This is a genomic window from Citrobacter sp. XY323, from assembly GCF_025106035.1.
Taxonomy (GTDB): domain Bacteria; phylum Pseudomonadota; class Gammaproteobacteria; order Enterobacterales; family Enterobacteriaceae; genus Citrobacter; species Citrobacter braakii.
This window is the reverse complement of record NZ_JANYUK010000008.1, coordinates 30,259-51,803: the sequence shown is the minus strand read 5'-3', so window position 1 is coordinate 51,803 and position 21,545 is coordinate 30,259. Positions and strand designations below refer to the sequence as shown.

Annotated in this window: 21 protein-coding genes; 6 read left to right on the top strand and 15 right to left on the bottom strand. The window is 51.4% G+C overall.

Features of this window, described 5'->3' with window-relative positions; genetic code table 11:
- Window positions 1-4: 4 nt before the first annotated feature.
- From N0B36_RS12670 to N0B36_RS12650, 5 genes are all read right to left on the bottom strand, one after another.
- Window positions 5-2,509: a fimbria/pilus outer membrane usher protein gene (locus N0B36_RS12670; RefSeq protein ID WP_103928523.1), complete on the bottom strand. Its 2,505-nt coding sequence runs from the start codon at window positions 2,507-2,509 to the stop codon at window positions 5-7.
- Window positions 2,510-2,542: 33 nt separating this feature from the next.
- Complete coding sequence (locus tag N0B36_RS12665) at window positions 2,543-3,208, bottom strand: molecular chaperone (RefSeq protein WP_223952813.1); 666 nt, start codon at window positions 3,206-3,208, stop codon at window positions 2,543-2,545.
- Window positions 3,209-3,291: 83 nt separating this feature from the next.
- Window positions 3,292-3,852 carry a fimbrial protein gene (locus N0B36_RS12660; RefSeq protein WP_047357877.1) on the bottom strand — a complete coding sequence of 187 codons (561 nt, stop codon included), beginning with the start codon at window positions 3,850-3,852 and terminating at the stop codon, window positions 3,292-3,294.
- A gap of 917 nt (window positions 3,853-4,769) precedes the next feature.
- Window positions 4,770-5,282 carry a hypothetical protein gene (locus N0B36_RS12655; protein WP_103766746.1) on the bottom strand — a complete coding sequence of 171 codons (513 nt, stop codon included), beginning with the start codon at window positions 5,280-5,282 and terminating at the stop codon, window positions 4,770-4,772.
- The gene (locus N0B36_RS12650; RefSeq protein WP_235117361.1) at window positions 5,282-6,181 is read right to left on the bottom strand and encodes a winged helix-turn-helix domain-containing protein; all 900 of its coding nucleotides are present in this window, start codon (window positions 6,179-6,181) and stop codon (window positions 5,282-5,284) included. The genes N0B36_RS12655 and N0B36_RS12650 overlap by 1 nt, the downstream gene beginning before the upstream one ends.
- A 342-nt stretch (window positions 6,182-6,523) precedes the next feature.
- On the opposite strand from N0B36_RS12650, the gene N0B36_RS12645 reads away from it, so the two are divergent.
- The gene (locus N0B36_RS12645) at window positions 6,524-7,126 is read left to right on the top strand and encodes a helix-turn-helix domain-containing protein (RefSeq protein WP_016154202.1); all 603 of its coding nucleotides are present in this window, start codon (window positions 6,524-6,526) and stop codon (window positions 7,124-7,126) included.
- A 183-nt stretch (window positions 7,127-7,309) separates the two neighbouring features.
- Window positions 7,310-8,152, top strand: coding sequence for an EAL domain-containing protein (locus tag N0B36_RS12640; RefSeq protein WP_241487902.1), 843 nt, complete (start codon window positions 7,310-7,312; stop codon window positions 8,150-8,152).
- Between the two features lie 108 nt (window positions 8,153-8,260).
- Here N0B36_RS12640 and sitD read toward each other — a convergent pair whose 3' ends face one another.
- The 4 genes from sitD to N0B36_RS12620 are packed head-to-tail and all read right to left on the bottom strand — an operon-like array spanning window position 8,261 to window position 11,698.
- The gene (sitD, locus tag N0B36_RS12635) at window positions 8,261-9,112 is read right to left on the bottom strand and encodes an iron/manganese ABC transporter permease subunit SitD (protein ID WP_049282629.1); all 852 of its coding nucleotides are present in this window, start codon (window positions 9,110-9,112) and stop codon (window positions 8,261-8,263) included.
- The gene (sitC, locus tag N0B36_RS12630; RefSeq protein ID WP_016154199.1) at window positions 9,109-9,966 is read right to left on the bottom strand and encodes an iron/manganese ABC transporter permease subunit SitC; all 858 of its coding nucleotides are present in this window, start codon (window positions 9,964-9,966) and stop codon (window positions 9,109-9,111) included. Before sitC ends, sitD begins: the two co-directional genes overlap by 4 nt.
- Window positions 9,967-9,968: 2 nt before the next feature.
- Window positions 9,969-10,784, bottom strand: a complete 816-nt coding sequence (sitB, locus tag N0B36_RS12625) for an iron/manganese ABC transporter ATP-binding protein SitB (RefSeq protein WP_019077551.1) — start codon at window positions 10,782-10,784, stop codon at window positions 9,969-9,971.
- Window positions 10,781-11,698, bottom strand: a complete 918-nt coding sequence (locus tag N0B36_RS12620) for a metal ABC transporter substrate-binding protein (RefSeq protein ID WP_259688209.1) — start codon at window positions 11,696-11,698, stop codon at window positions 10,781-10,783. The genes sitB and N0B36_RS12620 overlap by 4 nt, the downstream gene beginning before the upstream one ends.
- Window positions 11,699-11,886: 188 nt before the next feature.
- Here N0B36_RS12620 and N0B36_RS12615 point away from each other — a divergent pair, with 188 nt between their 5' ends.
- Window positions 11,887-12,231, top strand: a complete 345-nt coding sequence (locus tag N0B36_RS12615; RefSeq protein WP_003825888.1) for a nitrous oxide-stimulated promoter family protein — start codon at window positions 11,887-11,889, stop codon at window positions 12,229-12,231.
- 106 nt (window positions 12,232-12,337) lie between these two features.
- Here N0B36_RS12615 and flhA read toward each other — a convergent pair whose 3' ends face one another.
- The 6 genes from flhA to hypA form a co-directional block, all read right to left on the bottom strand.
- Window positions 12,338-14,416, bottom strand: a complete 2,079-nt coding sequence (gene flhA, locus N0B36_RS12610) for a formate hydrogenlyase transcriptional activator FlhA (RefSeq protein ID WP_200047476.1) — start codon at window positions 14,414-14,416, stop codon at window positions 12,338-12,340.
- Between the two features lie 206 nt (window positions 14,417-14,622).
- A complete protein-coding gene (hypE, locus tag N0B36_RS12605) occupies window positions 14,623-15,633 on the bottom strand; it encodes a hydrogenase maturation carbamoyl dehydratase HypE (RefSeq protein ID WP_016157324.1) in 1,011 nt (336 codons plus the stop codon).
- Complete coding sequence (gene hypD, locus N0B36_RS12600) at window positions 15,630-16,751, bottom strand: hydrogenase formation protein HypD (RefSeq protein WP_016154193.1); 1,122 nt, start codon at window positions 16,749-16,751, stop codon at window positions 15,630-15,632. The genes hypE and hypD overlap by 4 nt, the downstream gene beginning before the upstream one ends.
- Entirely contained in the window at window positions 16,751-17,023 is a 273-nt protein-coding gene (hypC, locus tag N0B36_RS12595) for a hydrogenase 3 maturation protein HypC (protein WP_003037411.1), read from the bottom strand. Before hypC ends, hypD begins: the two co-directional genes overlap by 1 nt.
- Window positions 17,014-17,886, bottom strand: a complete 873-nt coding sequence (gene hypB, locus N0B36_RS12590; protein WP_049282632.1) for a hydrogenase nickel incorporation protein HypB — start codon at window positions 17,884-17,886, stop codon at window positions 17,014-17,016. The genes hypC and hypB overlap by 10 nt, the downstream gene beginning before the upstream one ends.
- A gap of 52 nt (window positions 17,887-17,938) precedes the next feature.
- Window positions 17,939-18,310, bottom strand: a complete 372-nt coding sequence (gene hypA, locus N0B36_RS12585) for a hydrogenase maturation nickel metallochaperone HypA (RefSeq protein WP_016154191.1) — start codon at window positions 18,308-18,310, stop codon at window positions 17,939-17,941.
- 198 nt (window positions 18,311-18,508) lie between these two features.
- Between hypA and hycA the strand changes: the two genes are divergently transcribed.
- The 3 genes from hycA to hycC all read left to right on the top strand — a co-directional run bounded on the left by hycA (window position 18,509) and on the right by hycC (window position 21,543).
- Entirely contained in the window at window positions 18,509-18,967 is a 459-nt protein-coding gene (gene hycA, locus N0B36_RS12580) for a formate hydrogenlyase regulator HycA (RefSeq protein WP_016154190.1), read from the top strand.
- A gap of 141 nt (window positions 18,968-19,108) precedes the next feature.
- A complete protein-coding gene (gene hycB / locus N0B36_RS12575; protein ID WP_016154189.1) occupies window positions 19,109-19,720 on the top strand; it encodes a formate hydrogenlyase subunit HycB in 612 nt (203 codons plus the stop codon).
- Window positions 19,717-21,543: a formate hydrogenlyase subunit 3 gene (gene hycC / locus N0B36_RS12570; protein ID WP_259688208.1), complete on the top strand. Its 1,827-nt coding sequence runs from the start codon at window positions 19,717-19,719 to the stop codon at window positions 21,541-21,543. The genes hycB and hycC overlap by 4 nt, the downstream gene beginning before the upstream one ends.
- Window positions 21,544-21,545: the final 2 nt, after the last annotated feature.

The following is a 21,545-nucleotide window of genomic DNA, read 5'->3' as shown; positions in this document are numbered from 1 at the left end:
TGAGTTAGCGACAAATATTTTCAGCATGCTCTGCAGGCTGGGAAATAGTGCAGAATTTTTTAGTCTTACCTTTGCTGATATTCACCTTCAGGCTGGCGGGAAGCGTCTCTGACTTAATAAAAATCTGACTCCCCTGTGCGACATAGCCGACTTCTTCATTCCCGGCACCGCTGACAACCGCGCCAAACGGTAACTGACCCCCTTCAGCGGTTTGCACATCAAAAGTGAAGAGTCTGCGCGTGTCAGTTTTGTACTTCAGCCAGCTGATACTGCCTTCGTACGGCGCCACATTGAGTAAATTACCTTCAAGGTCGACGTCGCTTTTTTGGGTTCCATCCTGCTCCAGATGGAAATTATTCTGTCGGTACGGTGTCGCGCTGGTGATGAGGGCGATACCTTTGCTGTTGGTGTGTGCGGAGGTATCGCCGTTAACGACCGCGTTCACCACTCCTGGCGCTTCAATAATGACAAAATTACGTCCGTTATGAGGAGACGCCAGCAGCCCACCTTTCCATGCCAGCAGATTGCCGCTGGCACCCAGGCTTAGCTGGCGATATTCACGGGCCAGCGTCGCGCCGCTGTTCATGCTGGTATAGTCATTTTTCCAGCTGGTGTAGAGATCGGCTGCCCGCGAATCGTTGTCACTGTCGTGGCTCAGCATCAGGCTGTAGTCAACATCATGCATATTCCCGCTCATGCTGACGTCAGAAGAGGAATATTTGCCGTTCTGCACGCTGGCATGAGAAGACAGGCTGCCGCCGCTGCCGAATATCGACATCGGTATCGTGACAGAAAAATAGAGGTTGTTTTCCGTCTTACCGCGTGAACGCAACGCGCTCACCAGGTCGCCTTCATAATTGGTTTCATAGTCGTAATAGGACTGCGTAACCTCCGAGCGGCGCAGCGAAACCGAGTAGTTGACGCCGTGACTGGCATTGCTCCAGGTCAGGTTGTACTGACGGCTACTTTTCTGACCGCGCCAGTAATCGCGCCAGTAGGCTGAAAGCGACAGTCTTCCAAATTGTTCCCCCAGCGGCTGATTAATATTGGCGCTAAAGGCTTGTTTGCTGTTGATCGTTGAGGTGCCCGTTCCGCCATAATCCTTAATATTGGATTTGGTCAGGATATAATCGCTAAAAGAAGCGTAATCCTGAGTACGGTAATAATACGAAGCCAGCGAAATATTGGTGCGGGTCGGGAAGTATTTACTCCAGGACAGCGCGTATTTTTCTCCGTGGCGACGGCTATCGCCAGGCAGACGATACTGCGACTCCTCCACGGAAGCCGAGAGTGACCCAGCGTAGGGGATGGAAACCGCTCCTCCCAGAAGCAGAGACTGATAATTCTGGCTCCAGATCCCGCCCGCTGACGCGGTGAGGTAGTTATTCACCCCACGTGAATAGCTCACCTGGGTAAAATGGCTGCTATCGTCGACGTTGCGCATGTCCACCGCCCCGACGTTAATCTGATAGTCGCTGCTGCCGGGGCGCTGCATATCCGGGATCGAGGAGAATGGCACAATGAAGCGCTCAATGTTGCCGCCGGTGTTTTTTACCTCGACGGATAAATCGCTGCGTGAGCCGGTAGGCATCAGATCGCGGATGGCAAAGGGGCCTGGTGGGACATTGATCTGGTGGATGATATGACCATCCTGGGAGATACTGACCACCGCTGAACTGGTTGCAACACCTTCGATCACTGGCATATAAACGTTTTCGCTGTCCGGTAACATCTGACGACTTTTATTCAGTGTCACCCCACGAAAACGGACCGTGTCAAAATAATCAGACGTCGTATAGCTTCGACCAATGCGCAGTACCGAATCGATTGCCGCAATTGGTTTTTCAACAAAACGCGTGGTATTTATCCAGCTACCTTTGTTCATTGCGCTATAGCGCATCCACGATGAGCTATCGAGAAAATGCCAGCCATACATGTTTAGTCCGCTGTTCAGCGATAAATACAGATTATCGCTGTCACTATAGCCATTCTGCAGGCCGTGAAAATTGTAATAGTTGAAATTGTAATTGGTATACAGGCCATTAATTCCCTGATCCCATTTTTGCGGTGACACCCAGTTACGGCTATATTCTTTTACGAAAGCCTGAGGTACTTCTAAATCCAGACGCAGTGTGCCGGGTATCAGGGCGCTTTTCCCTCCGTGTAGCAGGGTATTAACGTCGAGCTTTTCAGCGGTGCTTTTATTTACAATATCATCCAGCCCCTGAATATCCAGTAGAGATGCGTCGTCTTTATTAATAAGCAGAGTACCTTTATCGTCATTAGCGACGGAAATATTAAATTTCCCGCGCCAGACGTTATTCACATAAACATCCAAATCATAAGCCCCCGGCGTCATAACCAGCCGAGAATTACTCCAGTCCATATCTGCTGAATTACCTACCAGCAGGCTGCTATTAAAATCCTCCGCCAACGCGCCGTATGAAAATATCGCGAGGCTGACAGAGTGAACTAGCAAACTTATACGAAACAGAGAACTGTTTTTCATCAGAATTGAACCTGGAGTCATTTATCTGGGATATCAGTGGATAGTGCTGAATCTCTTTGCGCCATAATCATCAAGCCAGGTAAGGCGATATTGCCCACCGGACTGAATTTTGCTGGATACCAGCGCGCAGCCAAACGGCGGTATAAACGCAGTCTCAGCCAGTAAATTATCTTTTCGGCTTTGCTTTAGCTCGCCCCCCTGCCAGGTCACGACCTGAGGGATGGTCATGTAATATGGCGAATTATTCTTCAGGCAAGTGTGACCGCCAGAAGTCGAAACGGTAATTTTCTCCGCCACGCTGCTGTCGAGATCGCTCAGTTGATCCGGACGATAGAACAGTTTTATACGATTGCGAATGGCCACTTGTAGGTAGCTATCTCCACTCCCTTCAGGGACGGGAGGGACATCCAGAACGTTAAGCCAGAATACACTTTCGCGGTCTTTTGGCAGCGAATGGGTGTTCATCGCCGAGATTTTCAGAGCCTGTCCGGCGTGTCCGCTCATTTTTACGACCGGAGGCAGCAGAGAAAACGGCACTTTGACTTTCTCCGGCGCGGCGGAAGCATCGCCCTCGTCAATCCAGGACTGCACCAGATGGGTTTGTTCGCTGTCGTTTACCAGTTGCACCGACACAAATTTGGCGCTGGCCGGATAAATAACACGCGTTTCGTTGATCACAACGCTTGCGCTGGCATTCATGGAAATGAACGTAGCCGCAAGAAAAAATATCAGAGTTTTCATAATGTCGTAGAGGAGAGCCGGGGAGACCCCGGCTGAATGAGTTAGTCGTAGCTGAAGGAATAAGTTGCGTCAGTAACTACTTTACCGGTTGTTACGGCCGCGCCACCGTAGTTGTAGTAGTTGGCATACATGGTCAGTGTGACGCCATCTTCGGTGGCAGCGTCAGCGGAACTCAGACCAGTATCGAAAGCGGTATCAAACGGTACGGCAGTGTTACCGTCTTTGGTTAGCGCAATACCCACACCCTCGGCGCCATTGTCGCTGTAGTTTTTCAGGTATTTAGCATCATCCGACAGGTTGCTGCTGCTGAAAGTGATTTTAAGCGTTTTAGCTTCGTCCGATGCCGCAGAGCAGTTTTTCAGATTCATGGTGAAGTCTTTGGCGTTGGTTTTAACAACACCGGCGGTGGTGCCCATATCACCCACAGCAATAGGGGAAAGGTTTACCGTGAAGTCTGAACCGTTATTGGTCACTACGTTACAGGTGGTATCGGACACTGAACCGTTAAAGGTAATAGTGCCACCCGCTACGCCGGTTGATTCAGCTGCAAATGCAGAGCTGGAAACCATCAATGCCGCTACGATGAATGTTTTGTTAAACATTTGTGTATATCCCATTTTCATAATCAAATTTACTTTTGTCAGTAGCGTGAAACTTTTTCCCTGCTCCCTGGTTCGCGCTACATCATCCCTGGCATCTGAACAGATGTTGATGATTCATTTCACCTTCTCTGGAGTGGCGCATTCGGTTGCAGAACAACATTTCGCGTCACGCTGTAAGGTTGGAATATAAGACCATTGTTTGCATATTTGGTAAATGTAAATATCGATTAAATTATTTTTTTAAGATTAAAACGCTATTTTTAATGTTTTTTATAAATTTATATCATGAGCGAGGGGATGAAGAGGCTAGCGTTAAGAAAGTAATTACTGGTTAGATGATGGACAAAAGCTGCAAATGACGTTTTTGCAGAACAGCGGAATAGGCGAATGAATAAATTAATTAACTAATTGTTATCAAAAACTTAATAAAATAAACGTGTTAGATACAATTACTGTGTCGGCCCTGGGCTAAAGTGGACTCCCGGGCAGGGCAATCAATCGGGTTATGAACATGCTCAATACCTGTCTGACCGGATGATTGTGCCGCATTGCAGAATATCAGCTTGGCACACCGTCAAATTTCGCCGCTAACTCTGCGCCTGAAAAGTCGCCCGAGCTAAAAAATCATCGTTGCATCAATATACAACTGTCGGTGACATTTATTACCGGCGGTCAGAGAGGGAAGGGATTATTGGAAAACCAGAGAGTTATAACGCTGGACGAGCAGGGTAACAATGTTCGCATAATCAGTTAGTTATGGTAGTGTAGGTTAGAATAGGGTTTTTATATTATGAGAGAAAATAATCTTTATGAATCAGCATTAACACACCAAGGCATCTTGGGCGTGTAGTTCGTGATGCCCGTATCAAGTGACTCTTTCAAATCGTTTTTGCTCTTTTTTAATCTTCGCTTATTGATTATTCATTTTCCGGCAACGCATAATTCTGGCAGTACAGATAGGGGATCCCCTCTTTGGTAATCAAATACGTCTCTCTATTCAGCGCAAAAAAATCGACGTTGGATACGCTGGTGTTGGTCAGGAAGAAGTCGGGGAGGAGTTCCTGAATGAGACTGGCGGGTGCTGTTTCGCGATTGGAGATTTGGATTTTCTGCGAAATCCAAACCGGGCTTGAGCCGTAGCTGGATTGTGTAAAAAGTACCATGCGTTGCACGGTCTGCTCATTATTTTCGGCATCTTTGATAATGCCATCAATATTCACAATACCTTTGTTGCCGCCGGTTTTGATATCAATGATCCCTCGGAATGAGCTTGTATTGCGTACAATCTCGATGGCAGACCGACAGGTCAGATTATGTAACTGACCATTGTTTTTACTGTACCGGTAGACGGCGGTAACAATTAGCGCAGCAAAACAAAGCAGCAGGATAATACCTGTCTGGATGCGGGGCGTTCGGGAATAAAAATTCATTAGCTATCATACCGTGGGTAATAAACCGACTGACAGGCGTTTTCCTGCCTGTTTTTCATCGGTGAGCGACATACAAGCACGGATAATTTCTTGGATTCAGGGTAGGTGGTGATATAGATAAATTTATGGCTCTGACACAGCCCAGGATTTTTGTTGATAAATGCCGTATGTCGGGAGAAATTACTGGCATCATTATTAAAATAATACTGACAGTCAGTGGGGGCTTTGTCTGCGGTGATATAGCCGGAGAAATAGTTATCACTGGTTTGCCACGGATACATTATAAGCACACAAATCATCAGGGTAATAGCAAGTATTACCATTTCAGCAGTGGTGATCAAAGGTTGGCGCGCTGTGTCATCTGACAGTTCTTCGATGGCGACATCCGGCACTAAGGGTTCTGCTGTAAAAGATACGCTCTCCTTCGGAGTTTCAATCACCTGAATATTGAACTCTTCCTGGATGATCAGCCCTTTGCGGGGGATCGTGGTGATAAGCGGTTGCTCCAGTTCCAGCTGCAGCAAACTTTTGCGCAAAGAGAGAATGCTTTGATAAAAGGCGTTGAAGCTCACCTGGCGGTGATTTTTACCCCAGCCGAATTCCAGTAGTTCGTTTTGGGAAACCACTTGCCCGCGATGTTGAATAAGTAATAAAAGACATAATGACGCCGAGTGTTTGAGTTTTATCCGCTGATTGGGTTGATCTATCCGCGCCAGCGATTGTGTAGCTGGCGTAAATATTATTATTTTTTCAATCAGATAACTGACATTGCCAGTCTCAGACATGATGTTTCTACTCTTGCTGGTGCGCCAGGCGGTTGGCGAGTCATGATACCACTTAGCCCATAAAGACCACCAGTATGGACCCGACCCTGCAGCGAGAACCGCGAAGTGTTTCAATTTCGTATCATAATATAACAACAATGATAACTTTTTAATGAAAATAAACTATATATAAATCAATGTATTGTATCTTTTTGGCTACATTGAAAAGAACAGAAAGATGAAATAACAACGACAAAGATGATTGCCATTAATTCTTTATGGACAGCGTCATATACTGCCTGGCGCCACCACGCGAAAACAGCATGAGTCTGAACGCGTCAACGGCACCAGGGGATGCCGGTGGTAGATGTAGATGGGAATAAATGTCAGCTTGTTGGTGAGCTGACATTTATTTTTCGTGTTGAGTAAAATTCCACCCTCGTTTTGACAAAGCCATAATTTGCGGTAGAGAGTCCCATGTTTCAGAAAGATATTGAAAATGCTGTAGTGCTTGTTGGTGATGAAATGAAAAAGTCAGATAATGCCTGGCTGTCCTTACGCAAAAAACGCCAGCGTATTGATCTGAAGAGTGATGGAAATATCTTGTTTCTGGAGAAAGGGGCCGTCTCTGTTCATCGTGTGGAAAATGATTTGGTGATGGTAAGTATATCTGCACCGGCCATCCTCGGCTTGCCACAAATGCGTACGGAAGTTGCCGGACACTATTTACGTTGTGATACCGATTGTGAAATGTGGGCGATGAGTGCACCCAATGCCGAACTTTTGTTCACTGCGAAGAATCTTTGGAAACATGCATTTGATATTTTAACGCTACATCTGCAACGCTATTTTCAGCGAGAAAAATTGCAATCGCATCGCACTATCCGTGAGTTGATTATTGAACACCTGAAGTATATTTGGTCGATGGAGCCTGAGATGCGTGAAAACACATCTGTGTATACATTCATTCTCGCTCGAAATCATATCTCACGCAGTGCTATCCACAAAGTATTGCAGGAGTTAGTGAGTGACGGAAAAATAATTATGAAGCGAGGGAAACTCTCTTTTTTTGTATGTTAAAGTTAACATTAAAAGCATCTGACGTGTTTTTTTGCACTCAGCTGGAATGATAATGCAAAAACTGGGTTTGTGATTTTTGTTAATTATCAGTATGTTGGTTTTTGTCTTTTTCTTCACCGCTGATGCCAGCTACGCGGAATGTCCATTTTTATCTATAAATTAGTATTTATTTATTAATTTGATATGAATATGATGTTCCCTCCAATAATAACAAAAGTCATATCGCCAATGACCAACGGCAGGCCGGAAAACCTTGAGGCACAGCATAGCCGACTGTTTGGCAACCCTACTACCGATACAACGGATGTTCGCGCTGCACTGCAAAACGCGTTGGATCACAATACCTTTGTCCTGCTGGCCCAGTCTATCGTCAGTACTCGTGGTGATGAATCCTATCATGAGATATTGATCCGCATGCTCAATGAGCACGGGGAGTTTATTTCCCCTGACCATTTTCTGTCGGTTGCACGCGACACAGGGTTAGCACCCGATATCGATCTTTGGGTTATTGAGAACACCCTGAAGTACATGCGCTACCATCCGCTGAGTTGTTTTTCCATTAACCTGGCGCCAGTGACGCTATGTCGTTCAGGTATCGTTGCAAAGATAACTGAGTTGTTGCAGGAATATGCGGTGATTCCGCAACGGATTATTTTTGAGATAACCGAGGCTGATACCCTGTCAGATAAAGAACACACGGCAGATACACTACGCTTACTACGTCAATTGGGATGCCGAATCGCGATTGATGACTTCGGTGCCGGGTTTGCAAGCTATGAACGCCTGATGAACATTGAAGCAGATATTTTGAAGATTGATGGGTCTTTCGTTCGTAGGATTATAAAATGTGAGGTTAGTCGCTATATCATCGAATCTTTCTGCCGGGTTGCGGCAATGAAAGGTATGCAGGTTGTCGCCGAGTTTGTTGAAAGTGCCGAAATCCAGATGCACCTGGAACACATGAATGTCGGGTGGTTACAGGGATACCACATTGGCAAGCCACAACCGTTGTTTACGTTAGAGTAATCTATAATCCGTTTATTTAAACGTATCATCACGATGCTGTAATCTGCCGATAATATAACCTCCTGGCGGAGGCTATATTAATATCAAGAACATTAGCTGACCAATAATTTACGGATCCTGCAGCTGAAGCTGATTCTCTAAACGCCGATCGCGCAGGGTTGCATAAATAAAGGTAATCACAAACAGCAGGGAAAATAGTACGACGATGGTGGGAGCCGGCGCGCTGTCGATGAAAAATGACACGTACACGCCCATAAATGAGGTAATGACCGACATCGCCACCGCCAGCCATAAGGCGTGGGAAAATTTCCGCGTCATTAAAATCGCGATGGCGCCAGGTGCAATCAGTAATGAAATTGACAAAATAATCCCTACCGATTTTAGCGTGGCGACAATCGTCAGGGCGATCATGCACAACAGGCCGTAATGCAGCAGTGCGGTGTTAAGCCCACTGGCCTTTGCCTGATGTGGGTCGAACGCATGCAGTAGCAAATCTTTCCATTTAAGTCCGATGATAAGCGCGATCCCCAGAGTAATAACCGCGGTTTGCATGATATCGCTTAACGATACGCCCAGCATGTCGCCGAACAGAATATGATCGAGATGGACTTCTGACTGGATAGAGACGTACAGCACCAGACCCGCACCAAACATCCCGGAGAAAACAATACCCATGATGGTGTCGCGTTTGATGCGGCTGTTATCGTCGAGGTATCCGGTCGCCACCGCGCAGAACAGACCGGCGATAAACGCGCCAATTGCCAGCGGGATGCCCGCAATCCACGCCAGTACAATCCCTGGGAAAACCGCATGACTCATGGCATCGCCCATCAACGCCCAGCCTTTGAGTACTAAAAATACCGACAGCAGCGCGCAAGGCACAGCGACGATGGTAGAGATGACCAGCGCATTAACCATAAAGCTAAACTGAAAAGGTTCCAGCAGCGTTGTTAAGATCATACTTGCTCCTTGTTCACCAGACGGGCGCGGCGGCGATTCGCCAGCAGACCGTGTTTTGGTGCGAAGACAAATGCCAGCAGGAACAGCAGCGTTTGCAGAACGACGATAATTCCGCCGGTTGCACCGTCCAGCCAGTAGCTTAGCCAGGCGCCGAAAAAGCTGGTCAGGCTGCCGAGCGCCACGGCGATGGTGAGCAGGCGAGGAAAACGATCGGTCAGCAGCCAGGCCGTCGCACCGGGCGTAACCACCAGGCAAATCACCAGAAAGGCGCCGACGGTTTGCAGTGCGGCGATCGTGGAAACGGAGAGCAGCGTAAAAAACAACAGCTTCAGCCGACCCGGATTCAGACCGATAGACCGCGCGTGGTTTTCATCAAAAAAGACCACCATCAGATCTTTCCACTTCAAAAACAGAATGGTCAGCGAAACCACGCCGATGATCGCCAGTTGCAGAATATCTTCCGGCGCAATCGCCAGGATGTTACCCAGAATAATGGTCTGGATGTTCACCGACATCGGATTAAGCGACACCATAAACAGCCCGATACCGAAAAAGGACGAAAAAATCAGCCCGATAATGGCATCTTCCTTCAGGCGTGAACGCTGATTGAGAAACAGCATGCTGCCCGCCGCCAGTCCACCGGAAAGAAATGCGCCCAGCGCAAAGGGAAGCCCTAACATATAGGCTCCGGCCACGCCTGGAACGATCGAGTGCGACAGCGCATCGCCAATCAGCGACCAGCCTTTGAGCATCAGATAGCAGGAGAGAAATGCGCACAGGCCGCCGACCATCGCCGAAACCCACATGGCGTTGAGCATGTACTGGTAGCCAAACGGCTCCGTCAGCCAGTTCATGATTACTCCCCCTCGCTTGCCGCGCGTCGCGAAATAAACGGACGTTCATCATCGGTAATCACGTGTTGTTCACCGCCGCTTAGCGCGACGTGACGCAGAACGCCGCTGAATGCCAGTTCGAGATTCTCGTGGGTAAAGGTGGTTTCGGTTGGCCCACTTGCCAGCACCGTGCCCTTAATCATCACCGTGTAATCGCAAAATTCGGTGACGGATCCCAGATTATGGGTAGAGACCAGCATAGTCCGGCCTTCATCACGCAGTTCACGCAGCAGATCGATGATCCGGGCCTCGGTTTTCACATCCACGCCGGTGAAGGGTTCATCCAGTAAAATAACCTGCCCGTCCTGTGCGATGGCTCTTGCCAGAAAAACGCGTTTTTTCTGCCCGCCGGACAGTTCACCTATCTGGCGATGGCGATAGTCCAGCATATCTACCCGCGCCAGCGCCGCATCCACGCAGTCGTGGTCGATTTGTTTTGGTCGACGCAGCCACCCCATATGGCCAAAGCGGCCCATCATCACTACATCTTCCACCAGTACCGGAAACGACCAGTCCACCTCTTCTGACTGGGGGACATAGGCGATCAGATTTTGTTTGAGCGCCTTATTAACCGGTTGTTGCAGAATAGATATTTCCCCTTTCGCCAACCGGACAAAACCCATCAGCGCTTTAAAAAGCGTTGATTTTCCCGAACCGTTTACGCCGACCAGAGCGGCAATTGAGCCGCCCGGAACCTGAAAAGTGGCATCCCGCAGCGCGGTGTGGCCGTTGCGATACGTCACCGTAACCTGATTCACGGTAATCGCAGATTGACTCATTTTTGGCTCCTTAACCCGTCGTTGATGCCGCTGAGGATGGTTTCTGTCGTCACGCGTAGTAAATCCAGATAGGTCGGTACCGGACCATCGGCAGCGCTGAGCGAATCGACATACAGCACGCCGCCGTAATACGCGCCAGACTCGCGGGCGACCTGACGCGCAGGTTTGTCGGACACGGTGCTTTCGCTAAATACGGTAGGGATTTGATGTTTTCTGATCGCATCGATCACTTTGCGTACCTGCTTGGGCGTGCCTTGCTGATCGGCATTGATCGGCCACAGATACAGCTCTTTCAGGCCGTTATCACGCGCGAGGTAAGAGAATGCGCCTTCGCTGGTGACCAGCCAGCGTTTATCGGCAGGGAGCTTCGCCAGTTCTGCATGCAGTGGCGCCAGAGTTTGCTGGATTTTCGCTTTATAATTCTCCGCATTTTTCTGGTAGGTTGCGGCATGGTCGGGATCGTATTTCATCAGCGCATCGCGAATGTTATCCACGTAGATAAGCGCGTTCTCCGCTGACATCCAGGCATGCGGATTCGGTTTGCCGTTGTACGGCCCTTCGCTGATACCCATTGGCTGCACGCCATTTGAGACCATGACCTCCGGTACGCCGGACAAATTTTGGTAGAAGCGGGCAAACCATAGTTCGAGATTAAGGCCGTTGGAGAGAATAAGCTGTGCGCCTTGCGCCCGTTTAATATCCCCCGGTGTGGGTTGATATTCGTGAATTTCTGCCCCGGGTTTGGTGATGGAACTGACGTCCGCCGCGTCACCTGCCACGTTGCTTGCCATATCGGCAATCACCGTAAAGGTGGTTATCACTTTGAACTTTTCTTTCGCCCAGGCAGGTGACAGCGTAAGCGCCGTTAACACGTTGGCAAGGAGAAATGACTTCAGATGGGGCAGATGCGGCATAGTATCCCTCACAACAAAGTGGTTAATTTATCATCGAATATAGCCTTTGCTATGTTATATAGCACATGGCATAAACAAATGAAAATAATTCTTATTTGCGTAGGGTGCTAAGGAATGTATCACCGCCAGGTAATAGTCCTGCGCTTAGTTAAGGTGTATTATTTATGCAACTTAATTGTGGAGGCATCATGTCCGGCAAACGTATTGCACGTGAGAAAATGACGATCCAGAGAATGATCTCGCTGTATGAGAGCCAGTGTCCGCAGGCTTCAGATGAACCGGGGCATTACGATGCGTTGTTTGCCTATGCGCAAAAGCGCCTGGATAAGTGCGTATTTGGTGAGGAAAAACCGGCCTGCAAACAGTGTCCGGTGCACTGTTACCAGCCCGCTAAACGCGAAGAGATGAAGCAAATTATGCGTTGGGCTGGACCCAGAATGCTCTGGCGTCATCCGATTCTGACCGTGCGTCATCTGATTGATGACAAACGTCCGGTGCCGGAGTTACCCGAGAAATACCAGCGGAAGAAGTGATTTAGCAATTCTATGCCGGATGGCGGCTGCGCCTTATCCGGCCGACAAAGACAAACACACCAGTGGCGTAGGCCCGATAAGCGTAACGCTATCGGGCAATAATCCGTTAAACCAGTGCGTCCTTATCAATGCCCAGGCGCTTCATGCGCGAGAGTAACGTTGTGCGTTTCAACCCCAGTCTTTGTGCCGCGCCTTTAGGACCGGCGACAACGCCATTGGTTTCTTTCAGAACGCGCATTATCAGTTGGTATTCATCTTCGCCATCCTGCGCGACTTCGGTCGCCACCGGCGGCGTAGACGGCGCCAAAGCGACTACATCCGGCAAGGAAAGTTGCAGCACGTTGCCCCGGGTGAGCAGAACCGCGCGTTCTACGACGTTTTCCAGCTCGCGCACGTTACCCGGCCATTCCATGCTGCTCAGCGTACGCAGGGCTTCGGCGGGAATGCTATCGATATTGCGCCCCATCCGGCGGGCAATTTTGAAGGTGAAGGCTTTCACCAGCAGCGGAATATCTTCCGGGCGCTCGCGCAGCGGTGGCAGATGGATCGGGAAGACGTTCAGTCGATAGTAGAGATCGTTACGAAACTCGCGATCGGCGACCATCTTTTTCAGATCGCGGTTAGTGGCAGCGATCAAGCGAACGTCGGTCTGGATCAGCTTATTGCTGCCCAGACGTTCAAACTCCTGCTCCTGCAGAACGCGCAGCAGCTTGGGCTGAAGCTCCAGAGGCATGTCGCCAACTTCATCGAGAAATAACGAACTTTTGTCCGCCAGTTCAAAGCGTCCAATCCGCTGCGTGCTGGCCCCGGTAAATGCGCCACGTTCATGGCCAAACAGATCGCTTTCCAGCAATCCGGCAGGCATTGCCGCACAGTTCATTTTCACCATCCGACGGGCGTTACGTCCGCTCAGGTTGTGAATTGCTCGTGCAATCAGCTCCTTACCCGTCCCGGTTTCACCAAGAATCAGGACAGTGCTGTCGCTTTGCGCCACCATTTCGACCTGTTTGAGTACGCTGTACATCGCTTCGCTGCGGCCAATGATTTCTCCGAACTCACTTTCCACGTTGTTGAGTTGTTCAGTCAGCGCCAGGTTTTCATCGACCAGTCGCTCCTTCAGGCGGTGGATCTCCTGGTAGGCGAGGGCGTTATCCACGGCGATCGCCACGCGTTCTGCGATTTGGCGCAGCAGTTTGAGATTGGCGGTGGTGAATACTTTCTCTTCGCATTGCGCCAGCTTAAGTACGCCGAGCATATTATTGCCGGACATCAGCGGCAGCAGGCACAGAGTCTGTAGCTGGTTACCCCATGTTTCGAACAACATTCTTTCGTAAGGGGCCAGAGTATCGCGTTCGCTCAGGTTAATCAGCAGCATCTCTTTACTTTTGAAGACCCGTTCAGAGAGCGTGCCGGCTTCGTCCACTTCACTTTGTTCGTGTGCCGGATGATGTTCATCCAGATAGTGAGTGGAATAAATGCTGAGCTTGTTTTTGCGATCGCTGCGTAACACGATGCTGATGGCATCAATGTCGAAGTAGTGATGGATCTCTTTGGCGACTTCGCTGACCAGCTCATCAATATCCAGACGTGAGAGCACAGCATTGGTGATGGCGACCAGGATGCGAAAGTTATCACGCTCACGGCACAGGAGATCGTAATCGACATTGTTGCTGACCCGGCTTTGAATTTGTTCAGCAACGACGCCGACTATTTGGGTGAAGGTCTGCAGCCGGTTGTACTCTTTTTCACTCCACGGTTGGTCTTCGTTACGGATAAATTCGCAACCGCCAAAGATTCGCCCATCTGCTGCCAGCGGTAGCAGGCAGTAGTGACCAAATTTAGAATACAGTCCGCCAGAGGCCAGCTGTGGCCAGGTTTCGTTAAACTCGTGATAGTTGCAGTGCAGCGCATCGGGGCGAGACAAAATACGGCGTACCGGGCCATGCGCCAGCACCGTTTCGTCTTCATAATCGATGGGGTTACCATTTTCACGCGTCGCAAAATAACGCGCACGCTGCGTTTGTGCCTGCCATAAGACAATAGCCGCGCAGTCGGCCAGCGCTGAACGCTTGACCAGTTGCGAAAGCGCCTCGCTGAGAGACGGCAGGTCGGGCTGCTGTAATAATGTACGAGTAATATCGAACAGGCCTTGCTGTCCGAGGTCACTCATCGGTGTATACGACATATTGCTTTTCCAGGAAAAGCACCGCAGAACGGTGCGAAAACGGTAAATGAATTATAGGTATAAGTCGTAAATTATTGCCGGACTGGTCCCGCTACTCGAACCGTAGACCCGATCGGCAAAACGCCATCAGGTGATATTGCAGCGTTAAGGCCGGATGTCGACGCAAATGCGTCTTACCCGGCCTACAGCTTGCTGCCAACCGGCTGTTAGCATATACGAGGTAATGGTTCGGCGTGTGGTAAATCGAGAGTGCGTTTCACGCCGTAGAGTCCGGCAAGACGCACACCTTTGCGTTCTACCACTTCACCAATCATTGCGGCATCGCGTCCTAACGGATGTGCGCGCAGCGCGGCAAGCACCGTTTCAGCAGCCTGACGCTCAACGGCAATCACCAGCTTGCCTTCGTTAGCAAAGTTAAGCGCATCCAGACCCAGCAGTTCGCAAACGCCACGCACCGCGGGCTTCACGGGCAGGGCCGCTTCAGACAGCTCAATACCAAACCCGCATGAGGCGGCAAATTCATGCGTTACCGCATTTACGCCGCCACGGGTCGCGTCACGCAGCGCCTTCACGCCGGGAATATCACGCAGCGTCTGGATAAGCGGTGTCAATACCGCGCAGTCGCTGACCAGTTCGCCATCAAGACCCAGCTGTTCGCGCAGGTTAAGGATAGTTGCGCCGTGATCGCCAAGCGTACCGCTGACCAGCAGCACATCGCCTGGGCCGAGGGTCTGTGCGCCCCAGTGAATGTTGGCGGGGATCGCCCCCATTCCGGCCGTGTTGATGAACAGCTTGTCTGCAGCGCCGCGCTGCACGACTTTGGTATCGCCGGTCACGATGGCGATGCCCGCTTCACGCGCGGTCGCCGCCATACTGTTGACGACGGTTTTCAACGTCTCCATCGGCAAACCCTCTTCGAGGATAAAACCGCAGGAGAGGTAGCGAGGGATCGCGCCGCTGACCGCCACGTCGTTAGCCGTACCGCAGATGGCCAGCTTGCCGATATTGCCACCCGGGAAGAACAACGGATCGATAACATAGCTGTCGGTTGAAAACGCCAGACGATCGCCTTCTGCAACCAGTTGCGCCAGGTCCAGACGGGCCTGATCTTCTTGTTCCGCCAGCCACGGATTAGCAAAAGCCTCCATAAACAGACTGTTGATCAACTGCTGCATAGCCTGACCGCCGCTACCGTGGGCGAGTTGTACGCTGTTCATGCTTCACACTCCTGCTGACGATACTGATACCAGGCGGCACATGCGCCTTCTGAGGAGACCATCAGGGCGCCAAACGCGGTCTCCGGGTTACAGGTTTTGCCAAATAGCGGGCACTGATGCGGTTTGCATCTGCCGGTCAATACCTCGCCGCAACGCGCGCGCGGATCGTCATACACCTGCTGCGGCGCTGGCTGGAAATGCGCTTCGGCATCAAAGCGCTGATAGTCTGGCGTCAGGTGAACGCCAGAGGATTCAATGACGCCCAGACCGCGCCATTCGCTATCGCCATTGACGCAGAACACTTCGGCGATGGCCTGTTGCGCTAACAGGTTACCGGCGTCCGGCACCACGCGGCGATACTGGTTTTCAACCTGGCTATGCGCGGCAATCTTCTGTTCAATCAACATCACCACGCCCTGCAACAGATCGAGCGGTTCGAAACCGGCGACCACCAACGGACGATGGAAATCTGCAGCAATGAAATTATAGGCATCGGTGCCAATCACCATGCTGACATGGCCCGGCGCTAAGAAGGCGTCGATGCCGTTGTCCGGCTGTTCCAGCAGGCTGCGCAGCGTAGGGATAAGCGTGATGTGCTGGCAGAAAAAGTAAAAGTTCTGCACGTCACGCTGTTTTGCCTGCTGAAGGGTGATGGCGGTGGTTGGCATTGTGGTTTCAAAACCCAGGCCAAAGAACACAACCTTACGCGTTGGGTTTTCCTGCGCCAGCTTCAGCGCATCCATCGGTGAATAGACGATGCGGATATCCGCGCCGCGCGCTTTGGCTTGTAGCAAAGAACCTTGTTTACCCGGAACGCGCATCGCATCGCCAAAGGTGCAAAAAATCACTTCCGGATGGCTGGCGATTTCCACACAACTGTCGATTCTGCCCATAGGCAGAACGCAAACCGGGCAGCCCGGGCCATGAATAAACTCGACGTTGTCGGGCAACAATTGGTCGAGACCGAACTTGAAGATAGCGTGGGTATGACCACCACACACTTCCATGATGCGCAGCGGACGTTCAGCAGTGTAGGGGAGGTGTGCGGCACGTTCACACAGGTGCTCTATCAACTGCATCACCTGTTCTGGTGCGCGGTATTCGTCAACAAAACGCATTATTTTTCCTCGCCATACAACAACGCGCCGACATCCGGCTCAACGTCAAACATGTTTTGTAGCGCGTCGAGCGTGTCGCGCGCTTCAGCTTCATTAATGATGCTCATGGCAAAGCCGACGTGGACCAGTACCCACTGGCCCAGACGGGGTTGACCGTGTTCATCGCAGCTTCCGACCAGCGTCAGGTCGACGTCGCGCTGAATACCGCAAACGTCGACTTTGGCCTGGTTGCCATCAATGGTGCGGATTTGACCCGGAACACCTATGCACATCGCTGCGTCTCCAGCCAGGAGAGCCATTGGTCCATGCCTTCGCCACTGGTGGCGGAAATCAGGATAATCTCAATTTCCGGGTTCACTTCCCGGGCGCTGGCGATGCACTTTTCTACGTCAAAATTGAGGTACGGCAGTAGGTCTACTTTGTTGAGCAGCATCAGCGACGCGGCGGCAAACATATGCGGGTATTTCAGCGGCTTGTCTTCGCCTTCGGTGACGGAAAGCACCGCCACTTTATGGCGTTCGCCGAGGTCGAAGCTAGCCGGGCAAACCAGGTTCCCGACGTTTTCAATGAACAGGATGCCGTTGTCTTCAAGCGGCAAACGTGGCGCGGCGTCAGCAATCATTTGTGCGTCAAGATGGCAACCTTTACCGGTGTTGACCTGGATGGCGGGCGTACCTGTGGCGCGAATACGGGCGGCATCGTTAACCGTCTGCTGGTCGCCTTCGATGACGGCGCAAGGCACGCTGTCTTTGAGCTTCATCAGTGTTTCGGTCAGCAGCGTGGTTTTACCGGAGCCTGGGCTTGAGACAAGGTTTAATACCAGATGTTGACGGGCAGCAAAGCGGGCGCGGTTGCGCTCAGCCAGACGGTTGTTTTTATCCAGCACGTCAATTTCCACTTCCAGCATCCGGCGTTGACTCATGCCTGGTGCGTGGGTGCCTGCTTCACCGTGACCGTAATGCAAATCGCCTTCTTCAGTCTGGCTCGGTGTGAAATTGGAGGTCTTCACCCCGGTAATATTCAGCGCCGGACGAGCCGCTGGGGCAAATGGCGCGCTGCGAAACGCCGAGTGGGGATTATGCTCATCACCCTCTATATAAAGGTTGCCTTCAGCGCAACCACATGTCGTACACATCGCTCACTCCTGATTTATTACTTGCGATACTTCAGTTGCCGGATGATGACGCTTAGGCGTCGGCATCCGGCGCTGGAGTTTCATCTATTTCAATACGTCGAATCTGTAAGCCGTCATCGGCCACAATTCTCAGCATATCGCTGTTGCATTGCGGACATCTGCGCACGCGTTGCGTCAGTAAGGTGACGTATTGCTGACAAGATTCGCACCAACATTCGGCTTCTTGTTCTTCGAGGTGGAGTTTACAACCTTCTGCAAGGGTCCCGCGGCATACCAGATCAAAACAAAAGGCGAGAGCGCTGGTTTCTACGCAAGAAAATGCGCCAATTTTGAGCCAGACCCCAGTTACTCGTTGAGCACCGTATTGCGTGGCCTGTTGTTCAATCAATTCCAGTGCCCGTTGGCAGAGGGTTATTTCGTGCATACCGCCTCCTATGAAGTTGCCGTATTAAAAGCAATAAACATGCCAGCTTGAATTTTTTCGATCGTGACAATGACGACGATGACGAAATGACATGTCGTCACCGCTCTTTGATTTTTTATCTATATGAAAATTAAGGTTTTTAATTTTGGCATGAAATGTGCTTAAAGCTGTTCATCTCTGCTAAACGGGTAACCTGACATGACTATTTGGGAAATAAGCGAAAAAGCCGATTACATCGCTGAACGGCATCGTCGCCTACAGGACCAGTGGCGTATTTACTGCAACTCGCTGGTTCAGGGGATCACCCTGTCAAAAGCGCGTTTGCATCATGCAATGAGCTGCGCACCGGACAAGGATCTCTGCTTCGTCCTTTTTGAACACTTCACTATCTACGTCACGCTGGCGGACGGCTTTAACAGCCACACCATCGAGTACTACGTTGAAACGAAAGATGGTGATGATAAGCAACTGATTGCACAGGCTGAGTTGACCATCGACGGTAAGGTTGATGAGCGTATCAGCAACCGCGATCGCGAGCAGGTGCTGGAGCACTATCTCGAAAAAATCGCCACCGTCTACGACAGCCTCTATACCGCGGTTGAAAACAATATGCCGGTGAATTTAAGCCAGCTGATTGAGGGACATAGCCCGGCTTAAGCCTTGGGTGTGCCCACTTTTGTCATGATGCGCTTTCATACTGCGTCACGACGTTTAGGGAATGGGCATGTCGAAAAATGTCGAAATGACATTTTCCAGACATGTTTTCGTCAAAAATGACTATCACCTGAGGAATGCCTGGTGAATCGTTTTGTAATTGCTGACTCCACTCTTTGCATCGGCTGCCACACCTGTGAAGCCGCCTGCTCAGAGACACATCGCCAGCATGGCCTGCAGTCAATGCCGCGCCTGAAAGTGATGTTAAATGAAAAAGAATCCGCCCCGCAGCTTTGCCACCATTGCGAAGATGCGCCTTGCGCCACCGTTTGTCCGGTTAATGCGATTAATCGCGTTGATGGTGCCGTGCAGCTGAATGAAAGCCTGTGTGTAAGCTGCAAACTGTGCGGGATTGCCTGTCCGTTTGGCGCGATTGAGTTTTCCGGTAGCCGTCCGCTGCATATCCCGGCAAACGCCAATACGCCAAAAGCGCCTCCGGCTCCGCCAGCGCCTGCCCGCGTGAGCACGTTGCTGGACTGGGTTCCGGGTATTCGTGCCATCGCGGTGAAATGCGATCTGTGCAGTTTTGACGAGCTTGGTCCGGCCTGCGTGCGCATGTGCCCGACCAAAGCCCTGCACCTGGTGAGTAACGTGGATATTGCCCGCGCCAGCAAACGTAAGCGTGAGCTGACTTTCAATACCGACTTCGGCGATCTCACCTTGTTTCAGCAGGCTCAGAGTGGGGATGCAAAATGAGCGCAATTTCACTGATTAACAGCGGCGTAGCCTGGTTTACGGCGGCTGCGGTTCTGGCATTTCTGTTTTCATTTCATAAACCGCTGAGCGGCTGGATTGCCGGGGTTGGCGGTGCGGTTGGCAGCCTGTGTACAGCGGCTGCGGGTTTCACCGTACTGACTAATGCTCTGGCGATAAGCGGTGTGATGCCATTTATTGGTCACAGTGTGCAAATTACCCCGTTGAACGCTATCTGGCTGATTACATTGGGCCTGTGCGGCCTGTTTGTCAGCCTGTACAACATTGACTGGCATCGTCATCCGCAGGTAAAAGCCAACGGGCTGCTGGTGAATCTGCTGATGGCCGCGGCGGTATGTGCGGTGGTTGCCAGCAACCTCGGAACGCTGGTGGTGATGGCGGAAATCATGGCGCTGTGTGCCGTGTTCCTCACCGGCTGCAGCAAAGAGGGCAAACTGTGGTTTGCGCTGGGCCGCGTCGGCACGCTACTGCTGGCTATTGCCTGCTACCTGGTGTGGCAACGCTACGGCACCCTGGAGCTGCGCCTGCTTGACCTGCGCGCACAGGAGCTGCCGCTCGGGTCTGATATCTGGCTGCTGGGCGTGGCGGGTTTTGGCCTGCTGGCCGGGATTATTCCGCTGCACGGATGGGTGCCACAGGCACACGCCAACGCCAGCGCACCGGCTGCGGCGCTGTTCTCTACCGTCGTCATGAAGGTGGGTCTGCTGGGTATTCTCTCCCTGTCGCTGCTGGGCGGTAACGCGCCGCTGTGGTGGGGCATTACGCTGCTGGTGCTGGGAATGATCACCGCGTTTGTCGGCGGTCTGTATGCGCTGATGGAACACAACATTCAGCGTCTGCTGGCATACCACACGCTGGAAAACATCGGCATTATTCTGCTGGGTCTGGGCGCAGGCGTAACCGGAATTTCCCTGAATCAACCTGCGCTGATTGCGCTGGGTTTGACCGGCGGTCTGTACCACCTGGTAAACCACAGCCTGTTCAAAAGCGTTCTGTTCCTGGGCGCAGGCAGCATCTGGTTCCGTACCGGTCATCGTGATATCGAAAAACTGGGCGGTATCGGTAAACGTATGCCGGTTATCTCTCTGGCGATGCTGGTTGGCCTGATGGCGATGGCCGCACTGCCGCCGCTGAACGGTTTTGCCGGTGAGTGGGTTATCTACCAGTCCTTCTTTAAGCTTGGCAACAGCGGTGCTTTTGTCGGTCGTCTGTTAGGACCGTTGCTGGCGGTAGGACTGGCGATTACCGGCGCGCTGGCGGTGATGTGTATGGCGAAAGTCTATGGCGTTACGTTCCTTGGCGCACCGCGCACGAAGGAAGCTGAAAATGCCTGCTGCGCGCCAATCCTGATGGGCGTTAGCGTAGTCGCGTTGGCTATCTGCTGCGTGATTGGGGGCGTTGCTGCGCCGTGGCTGCTGCCGATGATCTCCGCTGCCGTTCCGCTGCCGCTGGAAACCGCGAACACCACCGTTTCTCAGCCAATGATCACGCTGCTGCTGATCGCATGTCCGCTGCTGCCGTTCATCATCATGGCGATTTTCAAAGGCAACCGTCTGCCGTCGCGTTCACGCGGTGCGGCATGGGTGTGTGGTTACGATCACGAGCAGTCAATGGTCATTACCGCACACGGTTTTGCCATGCCGGTGAAAGAAGCCTTTGCGCCGGTACTCAAACTGCGCAAATGGCTGAATCCGGTATCACTGGTTCCGGGCTGGCAGAATGCGGCTGCACCGGTGCTGTTCCGTCGCCTGGCGCTGATTGAGCTGGCGGTACTGGTGGTGATTGTGGTTTCACGAGGAGCCTGAGA